Source organism: Pseudomonas aestiva, from assembly GCF_039908605.1.
Lineage (GTDB): Bacteria > Pseudomonadota > Gammaproteobacteria > Pseudomonadales > Pseudomonadaceae > Chryseomonas > Chryseomonas aestiva.
The window spans coordinates 2183854-2197500 of the sequence record NZ_CP150916.1; the positions used below are offsets into that span (position 1 = coordinate 2183854).

Here is a 13647-nt window from a genome sequence, read left to right on the forward strand (position 1 = left end):
GCCATGAATCCAGGAGGGCTGCCCTAAGCGACAGCGCTACCTAGACATGCTGACCGCCATTGATATGGATCTCGGCGCCGTTGATGTAGCAGGAGCGTTCGCTGCAGAGAAAATAGATGGTCTCGGCCACTTCGTCGGGGGTGCCCAGGCGCTTGAGCGGGACCTCGGCTTCCACCAGACCGTCGGTACCGGGCGAGAGGATGGAGGTGGCGATCTCGCCCGGTGCTATGGCGTTGGCGCGGATGCCACGGGGGCCGAACTCATGGGCCAGTTCGCGGGTGAGGGCGGCCAGGCCCGCCTTGGAGGCGGCATAGGCTACCCCGGCGAAGGGATGCACCCGGGAGCCGGCGATGGAGGTGACGTTGACGATGCTGCCTTGCGCCGCTTCCAGCTCGGGTAGCAGGGCGCGAGCCAGCAGGGCGGTGGAGACCAGGTTGACGTTGAGCACCTGGGTCCAGGTTTCGGCATCCGAGGCCAGCACGCCGAGGCGACTGCCATCGGTTCCCTTGGGCGAGATCCCCGCGTTGTTGACCAGCGCGTGCAGCTTGCCACTCGGCAGGCGCTCGCGGACGGTGGCGACCAGGCGATCGATCTGGGAGAGGTCGGCGAGATCGGCCTGGATGTGCGCGTCGCGGGCTTCCGGCCAGGCGCATTCCTCGGAGAACGGCTGGCGGGAGACGGTGAGCAGACGCCAGCCCAGGTTGCGGAACAGTTTGACGGTGGCGTGACCGATCCCGCGACTGGCGCCGGTGAGCAGCATGGTGCGCTGGGTCATGGGCGACCCCGGCAGGCAGCGGGGTGGGCGAGGGGCGATAGGACGGGCATGGTAGGTGACTCCGGCGTCTGGCAGGCCGGTTCACTATGCCCAAGCGGGGTGAGTGGGGCAATCGATGGGCGTTGCAGGTCAGCCTGAGTTGGAGGCTGAGCCGTCGTCGTGCTTCAGCCGCCCATGCTCGCTGCGCACCGCCACCATGAAGGTCTGCATGGCCGAGGACTGCACCCGGTGCCGGCGACGGATCAATCCATAGGGCGGCAGCCGCGGCTCGAAGGCGATGGGCAGCACCGCCAGCAGGTGACGACCGGGGTAGTCGTTGACTACCGACAGCGGCGTCACGCCGAGCATGTCGGTCTGCTGCACCAGCGCCAGCAGGGTCATGATGGAGGTGGTCTCGACGATGCTGCCGGGGATATCGACGCGGGCATCGTGGAAGGCCTGGTTGATGATGGCCCTCATCGGGCTGGGGTGCTGCTGCAGCACCCAGGTGTGTTCCTGCAATTCGCCCCAGGTGAGGTGGGTGGCCTGGGCCAGGGGATTCTGGGCGCCGGCGATCACGCAGAGCACCTCTTCGCCGAGGCTGTCGAACAGCAGTTCCTCGGCGCGGGCGCCAGTGGGGATGCGCCCCAGAACCACGTCCAGCTGGTCCTGTAGCAGCGCCTGGACCAGCACGTCGCTGGTATCCACCTGGATTGACATGGACAGCCGCGGATGACTCTGCTTGAGCGTGGCGATGGTACGGGTCAGCAGCCCCGATGCCAGCGCCGGGATGGCGCCTACCGCGACCCGGCCGAGATTGCCCGATTCCAGCGCGACCAGCTCCTCGCGCATGCCAGAGAGTTCGGCGAAGACCATCCGCGCGTAGTAGATCACCGTCTCGCCAAAGGCCGTGGCGCGCATGCCCCGCGGCAGCCGCTCGAACAGCCCCACGCCCAGCAGGCTCTCGATCTCATGGAGCATCTTGGTGGCGGCCGGCTGGGTCATGCCGATGTCGTCGGCGGCGCGGCGCAGCGAGCCGAATTCCGCCAGCGCCAGCACCAGGCGCAACTGGCGCAGGCGCAGACGGCTGTGGATGGTGTGGGCATCGGGAATGCGCGTCATGCTGGCGGACCTGGGTACCGGGGAGCCGGCTAGGGTAACGCATGAGTCCAGGCCTGGCGTCGGTGAGGTGCGTCCGCGCCAGGCCGGAGCATTCACGACGGCCGTACCTTGACCCGCGGCTGGCCCGGGCGCAGCGCCTGCAGTCCCCGCGCCAGCAAAGGCCAGCAGAGCATCAGCAGCGCCGCGGTGGTCAGACTGCCCACCAGCGGGTTGGACCAGAAGATGCCCAATTGGCCATCGGAGAACAGCATCGACTGGCGGAAGGCGTCCTCGGCCTTGTCACCCAGTACCGCCGCCAGCACCAGCGGAGCGATGGGATAGCCGAGCTTCTTGAAGGCATAGCCAAGGATGCCGAAGCCGAGCATCAGCCAGACGTCGAACAGGCTGTTGTGCACCGAATAGGCGCCGATCACGCAGACGGTGAAGATGATGGGCGCGATGATGCAGAAGGGGATCCGCAGGATGGCGGCGAACAGCGGCACCGTCGCCAGCACCACGATCAGGCTGACCACGTTGCCCAGGTACATGCTGGCGATCAGGCTCCAGACGAAGTCGTGCTGTTCGGTGAACAGGGTCGGCCCCGGATGCAGGCCCCAGATCATCAGGCCGCCGAGCATCACCGCGGCGGTGGCGGAGCCGGGAATACCCAGCGTCAGCATCGGCAGCAGGGCGCTGGTGCCGGCACTGTGGTCCGCGGTCTCCGGGGCGATCACCCCTTCCAGTTCGCCCTTGCCGAAGCCGTCGCGGTTCTTCGAAAAGCGTCGCGCCAGGCTGTAGCTCATGAAGGAGGCGGCGGTAGGGCCGCCGGGCGTCACACCCATCCAGCAGCCGACCAGGGCGCTGCGCAGCCAGGTCAGCCAGTAGCGCGGCAGCTGTTTCCAGGTGCCGAGCAAGGTGCGCAGGGTGATGCGTGCCTGCTCGCCACGAAAGACCAGGCCTTCCTCCACGGTGCAGAGGATCTCGCCGATGCCGAACAGGCCGATCACCGCCACCTCGAAGCTGATGCCCGAGAGCAGCGCCGGCTGGTCGAAGGTCAGGCGCAGATTGCCGGACACCGTATCCATGCCCACTGCCGCCATGGCGAAGCCGATCATCATGGCTGCCACCGTCTTTAGCGGCGGATTCTTGCTCATGCCGATGAAGGTGCAGAAGGCCAGCAGGTAGACGGCGAAGAATTCCGGCGAGCTGAATTCCATGGCGAAGGCGGCGATGCGGCTGGAGAGGAAGGTCAGCAGCAGCACCCCGACCAGGGCGCCCAGCAGCGCCGAGGTGAAGGCCGCGGTCAGGGCCTCGCCCGCGCGGCCCTGGCGGGCCAGCGGATAGCCGTCGAAGGTGGTGGCCACCGACGAGGGTTCACCCGGGATGTTGAACAGGATCGAGGTGATGGAGCCGCCGAACAGCGCCCCCCAGTACATGCAGGAGAGCAGGATGATGGCTGACGTCGGGCTCATGGTGAAGGTCAGCGGCAGCAGCAGGGCGACGCCATTGGGCGCGCCCAGGCCGGGCAGCACCCCGACCAGGATGCCGAGCAGCACGCCGATCACCATCAGCGCGATGTGATGGAAGGACAGGATCAGGCCCATCCCGTGCATCAGGGAATCGAATTCGCTCATGACAGGCTCCTCAGCAGGCGGGCGAGGTCGGCCAGGGGCCCGGCATCCAGAGGCACCTTGAACCAGAGGGCGAAGATCAGATAGCTGGCGAGGCTCACGCCGCCCGCGATGGCCAGGATCTGCGAGGCGCCGTAGCGCCTTTGCCGCTGGCGATCCCGCGCCATGAACCAGGCGATGAACAGGAAGGCCGTCAGGTAGAGGCCCAGCAGGGGCAGGGCGACGACGAAGGCCAGCATCGGCAGGAACACCCGCAGCACCTGGCCGAAGGCGGCGCGCTCGACGAAGCTGGTGCGCAACGCCTGCCAGCGCCACAGGGTCTGCAGCGCCGTGGCCAGGCTGGCCAGGCTCAGCAGCAGGCCGATGTAGAAGGGGAAGTAGCCCGGCTCGGGGCCGGCATCGCCCCAGCCGATACCCTGTTCCAGACTGCCAATCATCACGATGCCACCGAGTCCGGCGGTAAAGGCCGCCAGGCCCAGCTCCACCCAGCGGGTGGTGATCAGGGAATCTCCGGCCATGGCCGTCTCTCCTGTGTCGATGCGCCGATCAGCGCTTGAGCCAGCCCGCGGCCTCGAACACCGGGGTGACCCGGGCGCTGTCCTGGGCGATGTAGTCCTGCAGAGCCTGGCCTTCGAGGAAGGTCGGCACCAGGGCATTACGCTCGATGTAGGCCTTGAACTCCGGTGTCTGGCTGACCTTGCGCAAAAGCTCCACATAGAAGGCGCGCTGTTCGTCGCTGACGCCGCCGGGCAGCAGCACGGTACGCGGGAAGCGGTACTGATCGATGCCCAGGCCCTGCTCCTTGCAGGTGGGCACGTCGGACCAGGCGTGGGTCTCGGTGACCTTGGCGGTATAGGCCATGCGTGCCTGGCTGAATACGCAGAGCGGCACCACCTGCCCACCACGCCACTGGCTCAGGCTCTCGCTGGGATTGTTGACGTTGGAGGTGATGTGCTTGCCAGCCAGCTGGGTCGCCGCCTCGCTGCCGCTCTTGAAGGGGATATAGGTGAGCTTGGTGCCCTCGGTGCGGTTGAGCAGCAGGGTCAGCGTCTGGTCGACGTCCTTGGACTGGCTGCCCCCCATGCGCTTGCCGGCGGGATCCTGCTTGATGGCTTCGATGTAGCCACGGGCGTCTTTCCAGGGCGCGTCGGCGTAGCTCCAGAGAATAAAATCGTCTTCCGCGATGGCCGCCACCGGGGTGAGGTCGGCGAGCTGGTAGCCAAGCTTGGCGGTCAGTGGCAGCAGATAGACGTTGTTGGTGGCGATGACCAGCTTGTCCGCCTCGCCCTTGGCCAGCTTCATCTCCAGGAAGGCCTCGGCGCCATTGCCGCCGCCCTTGTTCATCACCACGGTGCTGGCGTCGAGCAGCTTGTGCTGGGTGATGATCGACTGAATCAGCCGACCGAGCTGGTCGGTGCCGCCACCGGGGCCGCCGGCGACGACGATTTCCACCTTGCCCTCGGGCTGCCAGGCGGCTTGGGCCACAGGAGACACCGCGGCGGCCAGGCACAGGGGAAGGGTGGCGAGCAGAGAGACGCTGCGCATGGGACTACCTCTTTCTTGTCGTTGTTTTGGGTGGGCCGAGTGTGCGCAGCCCTGGGCAAGCCTGACCACTCAAAATAAGGCATGCACCGATAGCCTGAGGTTATGTCTCCGATGTCACCTTGTCCCGGGCCGCATGGCACAAGAGCTACCGCGACCGGACACGTTCGACCTATATCCTGAGGCTATACACCTATGCGCAGATTTGATTAGACGGTTATCGATCTGCGTCCGATAGTCGATCTCGCCAGCCGGCAGCTGAACACCCATAACAAGAATCCCAGGGGTCCATGCCATGCTCTCGACGTCCCGTTCCTCACGCCTTGCCGATGCCGCCGTGCCCACGGCGCTGCAGGCTTCCCGCGTCCGCTGGCGCATCTTCGCCATCATCTTCGGCCTGACCGTCATCAACCTGGTTGACCGGGTGTCGCTGTCCATCGCCATGCCCACCATCGCCCGCGAATTCCAGCTGACGCCAGCCATCCAGGGGCTGATCCTCAGCAGCTTCTTCTGGGCCTATGCGCTCCTGCAGATCCCCGGTGGCTGGCTGATCGACCGCTACGGCCCGCGCCGCGTCATCGGCTGGTCCACCGGCCTCTGGGGCGTCTTCCAGACCCTCGCCGCCTTCGCCACCGGCGGACTGTCGCTGATCTTCGCCCGGGTCGCCCTGGGCGCCGCCGAGGCGCCGCTGTTTCCGGCGGGTGGCAAGCTCAACTCCCTCTGGCTGGCCTCCAGCGAGCGTGGGCGTGGCGCGGTACTGATGGATTGCGGCGGACCGCTGGGCGTCGCCCTGGGCGGTCTGCTCATCGCCTACCTGATCGCCGTCTTCGGCTCCTGGCGCACCGCCTTCTTCATCGCCGGTATCGCGACCCTGGCCATGGCCTGGCTTGCCTGTCGCTACCTGAGGGACGACCCGGCGGCCCACCCCGGCGTCAATGCCGCCGAGCTGGCGCGCATCAACGAAGGTCGCACCACCTCGATGGCCCAGGCCGCCAAGGCTGGCGCCCGGGGCCTGGGTATCGCCCACCGCTCCCTGGCCGGCATCCTCATCGGTCGCGCCAGCTGGGCCATGGTGTTCTTCGGCCTGCTGACCTGGGGCCCCAGCTATCTGGCCCAGGCCCGTGGCTTCGACATCAAGGGCATAGGCGCCGCCACCTTCGTCATCTTTCTCTGCGGGGCGGCCGGCTCCCTGGTCGGTGGCTTCCTCTGCGACCTGCTGGTGCGCAAGGGCGTGCGCCGTGGCCTCGCCGCCAAGGGGCTGCTGTCCTGCTCCGGCCTGGTGGCGCTGGCAGCCTTCCTGCTGCTGCCGCGGCTGACCGATCCCTATGCCGCCGTGGCGCTGCTGTCGCTCACCGCCTTCTTCCTCATGTGGGGCAGCCTCTACTGGAGCTTTCCGGCACTGCTGGCCGCGCCGGCACGGGTCGGCCTGATCGGTGGGGTGATGAATCTGGCCGGCAGCCTGGGTGGCATCGCCGTGCCCATCCTGGTCGGCCTGCTGCTGCAGCACCTGGGTGGCTACCCGGCGGTGCTGGGCTTCTTCGCCCTCTGCTCCGGCCTGTTCATCCTCGGCACCCTGCTGATCGCCCTGGACACCCAGGAGCTGGCCCATGACTGAGCTCTACAGCGGACCCATCGTCGATGCCCATCATCACTTCTGGGAACCCGGGCGCAATTTTCACCCCTGGCTGTCCGGTGCGGAAACCATCCCGTTTCGCTATGGCGATTACAGCGCCATCAGGGGCGACTATCTGCCAGAGCACTATTTCGCTGACGCGGCGGGCCATGACGTGGTCCAGACCGTCTATGTCGAGACCGAGTGGGATCCCCGCGATCCCCTGGGTGAGACCCGCTACATTCACGACCTGGCGCGCCGCCATGGCGTGCCCAATGCGGTGGTCGCCCAGGCCTGGCTGGATGCCGAAGACGCCGCCGAGCTGCTCGCCGCCCAGGCCGCCTTCGAACGGGTGCGCAGCGTGAGACACAAGCCCGGTGGTCCGGCGCGTCCCGAAGACATCGGCAGCCAGCGTACCCTGATGAGTGACGACAGCTGGCGCCGGGGCTATGCCGAATTGCAGCGCCATGGCCTGCACTTCGATCTGCAGACGCCCTGGTGGAATCTCGACGAAGCCTGTCGCCTGGCGCGGGACTTCCCGGCTACCCAGCTGATCCTCAACCACACGGGGCTGCCGTCCGATCGCAGCGCCGAAGGTCTGGCCGCCTGGCGCGCGGCCCTGGCCCGCCTCGCCGAATGGCCCAACGTGGCGCTGAAGATCTCCGGCCTGGGCCTCGCCGGCCAGCCGTGGCGCGCCGAGGACAACACATGGATCGTCCGCGAGGCCATCGCCGTCTTCGGTGCCGAGCGGGCCATGTTCGCCAGCAACTTTCCCGTCGACCGCCTGTGCGGCAGCTACGACACCATCATCGGTGGCTTCAAGCGTCTGGTGGCCGAGCTGCCTGCCACGGCGCAGCGCCAGATTTTCCACGACACCGCCCGGCGCCTGTATCGCCCGGAGGCCGACGTCATCCGCCTGGACACCTACCTGAGGACTTCCGCATGAGCAATTCTCCGCTTCCCCGCCTGGCCCTGGTGCTGGGCGACCCGGCCGGCATCGGTCCCGAACTGATCGCCCGCCTGCTGGCCGATCCCGAAGTGCGCAGCCGCGCCCGCCTGGTGCTGATTGCCGACGAGGAGGAGGCCCGTACCGGCATGCGCATCGCCGGTTGCGAATACCCCTATCGCCGCATCGACAGCCTGGATGCCCTCGATTTCCAGGACGACATACCCCTGCTGTATCCCTACCGCGGCGCCGCCGAGGGCGCCTTCCCCCGCAGCGAGGCCAGCGCCGTTGGTGGCCGCTACAGTCTGGACACCCTGGCCGTCGCCCTCGACCTGACCCGGGCCGGGCACACCGACGCCATCCTCTTCGGTCCGCTGAACAAGACCTCGCTGCACCTGGCGGGCATGGGCCATAACGACGAGCTGCACTGGTTCGCCGAACACCTGGGCTACCAGGGGCCATTCTGCGAATTCAACGTGCTCGACGACCTCTGGACCTCGCGGGTGACCTCCCATGTCGCGCTCAAGGAGGTCCCCGGCCTGCTCAGCGAGGAGCGGGTGATCGAGGCGATCCAGCTGATCGACAACGAACTCAAACGCAGCGGCCTGGCGCGGCCGCGCATCGGTGTCTGCGGCCTTAATCCGCACAATGGCGACAACGGCAGCTTCGGCCGCGAGGAGCTCGACCTCATCGGCCCGGCCGTGGAGCGCGCCAAGGCGCTGGGCATCGCCGCCGACGGTCCCTATCCGGCGGACACCATCTTTCTCAAGGTCCAGGGCGATAACCGCGCCTTCGACGCCGTGGTGACCATGTACCACGACCAGGGCCAGATCGCGATCAAGCTGATGGGCTTTTCCCGCGGGGTGACGGTGCAGGGTGGCCTGCCCATTCCCATCGCCACGCCCGCCCACGGCACCGCCTTCGACATCGCCGGCCAGGGCCGCGCCAACGTCGGCGCGACCCGTCAGGCCTTCGAGATCGCCTGTCGCCTGGGCGCGTCTCGCCACTGATAGCTACCGGGGCGCTCCAGGCGCTATCTGAATTCGCCGAACCGGCTCGTAGAGCCGGCCGGCCTGACCCATGCTCGAAAAAAGGAAAGTCCGATGAAAATTACCAGCGTCCGCACCCGCGTCTTCGAATGGAAAGGCAAGGTCGTCCCGCCCCAGGCGCACTTCTGCACCAATGCCACCGACATCCTCTATGAGCGCGGCGACGCCATGGGCTCCTTCCGCTTCCACGGCTGGCTCGTGGTGGAGATCGAGACCGACAGCGGCCTGGTTGGTCTGGGCAACTGCGCCCTGGCGCCGCGAGTGGCCAAGGAGATCATCGATCTGTACCTGACCCCCATCGTCATGGGCCAGGATCCCTTCGACAACGAATACCTCTGGCAGAAGATGTATCGCCGCACCCACGCCTGGGGCCGCAAGGGCATCGGCATGGCCGCCATCTCCGCCGTCGACCTGGCGCTCTGGGACCTCATGGGCAAGGCGGTAGACAAGCCGGTGTTCAAGCTGCTGGGTGGTCGCACCAAGGAAAAGATCCCCTGCTACGCCTCCAAGCTCTACGCCAACGACAATCTGGATCTGTTCCTGGAAGAGGCCCAGGGCTATCTCAACCAGGGCTTCGACGCCCTCAAGATGAGATTCGGCTACGGGCCCAAGGACGGCCCCGCCGGCATGCGGCGCAACCTCGAACAGGTCCGCGCCCTGCGCGAACTGGCCGGGCCCGACGTCGACATCATGCTGGAGTGCTACATGGGCTGGACCCTGGAATACGCCCGCCGCATGCTGCCCAAACTGGCCGAATTCGAACCGCGCTGGCTGGAAGAGCCGGTCATTGCCGATGACATCGAGGGCTACGTCGAACTCAAGAAGATGGGCATCATGCCCATATCCGGCGGCGAGCACGAATTCACCTCCTACGGTTTCAAGGACCTGCTCGAACGCCGCGCGGTGGACGTCATCCAGTACGACACCAACCGCGTTGGCGGCATCACCGCCGCGCGCAAGATCAACGCCCTGGCCGAAGCCTGGTCCGTCCCGGTCATCCCCCACGCCGGCCAGATGCACAACTACCACCTGACCATGGCCAGCACCGCCTCACCCATGGCCGAGTTCTTCCCCGTCTTCGACGTGGAAGTGGGCAACGAACTCTTCTACTACGTCTTCAAGGGCGAACCCCAGCCGGTCGGTGGCTACCTGCAACTGGACGACGACATCCCCGGCCTGGGCCTGGAGCTGTCCGAAGAGCACATCAAGGATTTCGACGTGATCGAGTAGCGGGCGGACTGGCTGCCGCCCGGGGGAAGGGCGGTAGCCAGCTGCGGAATCAGACCCCGACTTGCTGGTGTCGCCATTCCTGACTCCGGCCGCTAAAACCATAGGCTGTGGCGCGGGCATCGATCAGATGCACATAGCAGAGGTGGTGAAGGTCGGGCCTGAGCGTCGCCATGGCTGCCTGGACTTCACGAAGGAAACGCGACTTTTCGCCCTTGGTATTCGTCTCGTCGGTGATGCTGATGTCGAGGTGGAAGGCGCTACCGCCCAGCGTCGCCAACGACTGCCCGCCAAGAAACCAATCCGACTCAGGAATGTAGTGGAGGGTAGTGGCCATGTCTTCGGAGCGTTTTCCCAAACACTCTTTGATCAGGTCATTGATCAGCAGTACCGCACGTTGACCGAGGGTCTCATCGCGTTTGCCAGAAAGCTGAAGGGTAATGTGGGGCATGGCAGTTCTCCTGGGTTGGAGCCATCACTGTGCAGGTCGTCCTTGCAACGGAAAAGCAGGAATATAGAATAGAATCCATCGGTTTTTGGAATGGCTGCTCATGTCCGGCTTCGATCTCGAACAGCTTCGCACCCTGGTCACCGCCGTTGACGCCGGTAGCCTATCGGCAGCAGTACCGCTGCGTTGTCTCTCGCAATCAGCGCTCAGCGAGCAATTGCGCAAGCTGGAAGAGCGCGCTGGCCATACCCTGTTGATTCGCAGCAAAAGCGGAGTAAAACCGACGGCCGCAGGAGAGCGATTGCTGGCCCATGCCAGGCCGCTATTGGCGATGGCCGATGCGGCCTGGCGCGATCTCCACGAGATTCCTCTCGAAGGAGAAGCCTGCCTTGGCGTGACCGACTATTTCCGCCCAGCCGATCTGGCGCGCTTGCTGGCACGCCTGCATCAACAACTGCCGGGGCTGCGTCTGCGTACCCGCATCGGCAGGAGCGACGAGCTCGAGCTTGCCCATCGCCAGGGCGAGCTGGACTTGGCCATCGTTATGAGCCTTGAGTCGGAGCGGAAGACTGGACCCAGGGTGAAGATCAGACCCCTGCACCAGGAGCCACTGATCTGGGTGAGTGCTTTGGATAGCAATCCGCTGCAGCGAGGGCGACCCTTGCCCCTGGCTCTGTTGCCGGAGGGCTGCTCCCTGCATCGGTTGGCGTGCAGCCGCCTGGAGGCCGCAGGCATCCCCTATGTCATCAGCCATATCGCTTCTGGTGTGGCAGGTCTGCAGGCAGCGCTGACGGCTGGCCTCGGCATTGCTTGCCTGAATGCTTCCGCGGTGGCCGGACAGGGGCTGCGTCTGCTCGACCAAGACGCCCTGCCGGCCTTGCCCTCGGCACGCTTTCTGCTCCTGCATGCTCGATACGAGGACCAGTCCATGCAATCGCGACGTCTGCAGGGATTGAGCGAGGCTATTGCTTCAAGTCTGAGTGGCTAAGGAGAGGGTGGCGATGCGCGCGTCGTCATGGCGGGCATGGCCACTCACTTTGTGCCGCGCTCGATGGGGGTACGAGACGACGCCACCCGAGCCGATACCTGCTTAGCCCGCCAATATCGCCGCTGCCCCCCGTGGCTGCCGGGTGTACCACAGCACCCGACTGACCCCACGGGTCACCGCCACATAGCTCAGGCGCAGCGCTTCGTCGGCCATGGCAGCGTCATAGCTCTGCTGAAAATGCCCGCTGGCCGCATAGAGGGCATTGCGCAGCGGATGGGGCTGCTGAGGCTGGCCGTCGTCCAGCACGATCGCCACCTCGGCCTGCAGGCCCTTGGCTCGGTGGATGGTGCAGGTCCGCACTCCGGACTGACGGCCCAGCTGCTCGTTGATGGCTTTCAAGGGCGCGTTCAGACGACTCATTACCATGACCGCGCAGCGCTCCGGCCGCTCTCGTTCCGCGGCATAGGTCCTTTGCGCCTCGATCTCGCCCAACAACGAAGCCAACTGACGAGCGATATCGAATTGGGGTACGACCCTGACCCCGTGTCCCTGGGCATCCGCAACGCGGAAGGCCTGAGTTTTCTTGGGTTGCTTGTGGCGCACCTGGGTCAGGATGCGTTCACCGTCAGCCACGATGTCCGGTGAAGAACGGTAGTTGGTCCCCAGCATCAGCGTCTGGCTGGGCGTCTGGCCTAGAAACCAGCGATCGAAGTGGATGAACAACTCCGGCGAGCTGCCCCGCCAGCCATAGATGGACTGCCAGTCGTCACCGATAGCCATCAGTGAAGGTGCGGCTTTCTCTTCGGCGAGCCTGCGCTGTACCTGCTGCAGCCAGAGGGCGATCTGCGGCGAGATGTCCTGGAATTCGTCGATCAGCAAATGGGTGAAGGGCTGCAGGCGGGCAATCAGGGCGCGACTGGGTTTCTTGTCCAGGCGATCCGTCAGCACGGCAAAGGCGGTATTGAAGGTGATCAGCCGTTGCTCCTTCAGCAACTTGCCAAAGTGGCGCCAGAACTGCTGCATGGCCTCCAGAAAGATCCGGTCCCGCGTGGAGCACTCCAGTTGGTTGCTCTTTATGGAGCCGACCCGCAGCCCCAGGGTCTCGGCGAATGAAGCCTGACCATAGAAGAGGTCGGGCAGCGGTTGTGGTTGGCGTTCGCCATTGAGGACGAAGGGCTGCAAGGACGGGGCGCCAGGTGGCTCTTCCTCATTGGGCGCCGCCAGATCCAGCAACAGATGAACCCGACGACGAAAACCGGCGTCCTCGCGGTAGCAATTCTCGTAGGCTTGCACCAGGAGCTGCCGTTGACCTTCGTTCAGCGTGGCGCCAGCCAGCATGGCGTTATCCGGTTCATCCTCACCTTTCGATTGGGTGGACAACTGCTCGAACCACTGCGTCGCCCTCAGCTCTGAGCGCGCCAGTTGTGCCAGGGCCGAGTGAAAGGTTCTCACCAGTTCGCGTGCCGCCTCTTCATTCAGCGGAACGTCCCAGAAGGCCAGGACGCGTTTGAGCTGCGCGCGCAACTCTTCGCAGGAAGCCTTGGTAAAGGAGATGACGGTCAGTTGCTCGCGCGGGATCTCGAGGTAGCACAGCATGAACACCACCCGCAGTACCAACGTAGTGGTCTTGCCCGAGCCGGCACCTGCGAAGATTCGCGTTGCCGGGGCACGCGCCAGGATCATCTTCCATTGTTCCGGCGACGGAGGCTGGATGATGCCCTGAGCAACGGCCTGCTCGACGCGCATCTTCATCCGCTGCTCCTGAGAGCGCTTCACCGTGAAGGCGGAACCATAGAGGACGGTGGGGGAGGGGACAGTCGGGGCAGCCAGCGTGGGCTGGACGGTCGATTGCTCCCTCTTCGCCCCTTTGCTGGCGGCCTTCGGCTCTGCCTGGCGCTTGGGGGCTTGGGCCGGCTCTGCCTTCTTGTGGCTGCCTGGCTTGGTATCTCCCTTAATAGGTGGCTCTCCTTTAAGGAAGAGCGTGGTGCGGGGAAACCAATCGCCAAGCGCGTTCCTCAGCTGTTGTCGGTAGCGAGCCAGGATGGAAGTCATGCAGTCCTCGAAATATCGTCTGCGCGCATCTTACCTTGCACGAGTGACAGGTCGCTTTCTGTGGGCCTTTTTGGTCCCTGCTGAAAGTTTCTTGAAATAACCTGTTGACCTGTCCTGAAACTCCCCTATAATGCGCCCCACTTCCGGCGCAGACGCTGAAGCGGCTTGAAAATCAAGCACTTAGGTCTGAGCCGGGCGAGGGGTCCACGGACTCTTCGCTGTTTGGTCTTCACCTCCGGGTGATGACGGGATGAAGTGGAGGGGTTGACAGCGTCTCAGGATGCTGTAGGATTCGCC

The 13647-nt window shown here is 65.3% G+C and carries 12 protein-coding genes; 5 read left to right on the forward strand and 7 right to left on the reverse strand.

Annotated elements, in window-relative coordinates; translation table 11 throughout:
• Positions 1-40 precede the first annotated feature (40 nt).
• The 5 genes from AABM56_RS10155 to AABM56_RS10175 all read right to left on the reverse strand — a co-directional run bounded on the left by AABM56_RS10155 (position 41) and on the right by AABM56_RS10175 (position 5031).
• Positions 41-775 (reverse strand): SDR family NAD(P)-dependent oxidoreductase, encoded by a 735-nt coding sequence (locus AABM56_RS10155; protein WP_133859208.1) that lies wholly within the window; start codon positions 773-775, stop codon positions 41-43.
• A 129-nt stretch (positions 776-904) separates the two neighbouring features.
• Entirely contained in the window at positions 905-1876 is a 972-nt protein-coding gene (locus AABM56_RS10160) for a LysR family transcriptional regulator (protein WP_133859207.1), read from the reverse strand.
• 92 nt (positions 1877-1968) lie between these two features.
• Positions 1969-3489: a tripartite tricarboxylate transporter permease gene (locus AABM56_RS10165; protein ID WP_347884063.1), complete on the reverse strand. Its 1521-nt coding sequence runs from the start codon at positions 3487-3489 to the stop codon at positions 1969-1971.
• Entirely contained in the window at positions 3486-4004 is a 519-nt protein-coding gene (locus AABM56_RS10170; protein ID WP_133859205.1) for a tripartite tricarboxylate transporter TctB family protein, read from the reverse strand. Before AABM56_RS10170 ends, AABM56_RS10165 begins: the two co-directional genes overlap by 4 nt.
• Before the next feature lie 28 nt (positions 4005-4032).
• Positions 4033-5031: a tripartite tricarboxylate transporter substrate binding protein gene (locus AABM56_RS10175; protein WP_133859204.1), complete on the reverse strand. Its 999-nt coding sequence runs from the start codon at positions 5029-5031 to the stop codon at positions 4033-4035.
• A 292-nt stretch (positions 5032-5323) separates the two neighbouring features.
• Here AABM56_RS10175 and AABM56_RS10180 point away from each other — a divergent pair, with 292 nt between their 5' ends.
• The 4 genes from AABM56_RS10180 to AABM56_RS10195 all read left to right on the forward strand — a co-directional run bounded on the left by AABM56_RS10180 (position 5324) and on the right by AABM56_RS10195 (position 9865).
• Positions 5324-6643, forward strand: a complete 1320-nt coding sequence (locus tag AABM56_RS10180) for an MFS transporter (protein ID WP_347884064.1) — start codon at positions 5324-5326, stop codon at positions 6641-6643.
• On the forward strand, positions 6636-7586 hold the full coding sequence (locus tag AABM56_RS10185) for an amidohydrolase (protein ID WP_133859202.1): 951 nt from the start codon (positions 6636-6638) through the stop codon (positions 7584-7586). Before AABM56_RS10180 ends, AABM56_RS10185 begins: the two co-directional genes overlap by 8 nt.
• Complete coding sequence (locus AABM56_RS10190; RefSeq protein WP_133859201.1) at positions 7583-8596, forward strand: 4-hydroxythreonine-4-phosphate dehydrogenase PdxA; 1014 nt, start codon at positions 7583-7585, stop codon at positions 8594-8596. Before AABM56_RS10185 ends, AABM56_RS10190 begins: the two co-directional genes overlap by 4 nt.
• 93 nt (positions 8597-8689) lie before the next feature.
• Positions 8690-9865, forward strand: a complete 1176-nt coding sequence (locus AABM56_RS10195; protein ID WP_133859200.1) for an L-rhamnonate dehydratase — start codon at positions 8690-8692, stop codon at positions 9863-9865.
• A 49-nt stretch (positions 9866-9914) separates the two neighbouring features.
• Here AABM56_RS10195 and AABM56_RS10200 read toward each other — a convergent pair whose 3' ends face one another.
• Positions 9915-10313 carry a 4-oxalocrotonate tautomerase gene (locus AABM56_RS10200; RefSeq protein WP_133859199.1) on the reverse strand — a complete coding sequence of 133 codons (399 nt, stop codon included), beginning with the start codon at positions 10311-10313 and terminating at the stop codon, positions 9915-9917.
• Positions 10314-10413: 100 nt separating this feature from the next.
• Here AABM56_RS10200 and AABM56_RS10205 point away from each other — a divergent pair, with 100 nt between their 5' ends.
• Positions 10414-11298: a LysR family transcriptional regulator gene (locus AABM56_RS10205; RefSeq protein ID WP_133859198.1), complete on the forward strand. Its 885-nt coding sequence runs from the start codon at positions 10414-10416 to the stop codon at positions 11296-11298.
• 102 nt (positions 11299-11400) lie between these two features.
• On the opposite strand, the gene AABM56_RS10210 is transcribed toward AABM56_RS10205, so the two are convergent.
• Positions 11401-13350, reverse strand: coding sequence for a UvrD-helicase domain-containing protein (locus tag AABM56_RS10210; protein WP_347884065.1), 1950 nt, complete (start codon positions 13348-13350; stop codon positions 11401-11403).
• Positions 13351-13647: the final 297 nt, after the last annotated feature.